The 308-nt window shown below is 71.1% G+C and carries 1 pseudogene; it reads left to right on the forward strand.

Annotation, left to right across the window (positions count from 1 at the left end):
• Positions 1 to 308 (forward strand): annotated as a pseudogene (locus AC3A4H_RS23705) (methyl-accepting chemotaxis protein); the annotation flags it as partial.

Consider the following 308-nt stretch of genomic DNA (forward strand, 5'->3'; position numbering starts at 1 on the left):
CAGACGCTGCTGGCGATCTCGGCCAGCGTCGGCACCATCCATGCCGGCACCGGCGAGATCTCGAGCGCGGCCGACGATTTGTCGCGGCGTACCGAGCAGCAGGCGGCGAGCCTGGAGGAGACGGCGGCCGCGCTCGACGAGATCACCGCGACGGTGAGGAAGACAGCCGAAGGCGCCGTGCACGCCCGCGACGTGGTGGCCGAGGCCAAGGGCGACGCCGAGACGTCCGGCGCGGTGGTGCGCCAGGCGATCGCGGCGATGGGCATGATCGAGAAGTCGTCGGAGCAGATCAGCCGCATCATCGGCGT

Source organism: Pseudaminobacter sp. Soil_N_29 (assembly GCF_057656055.1).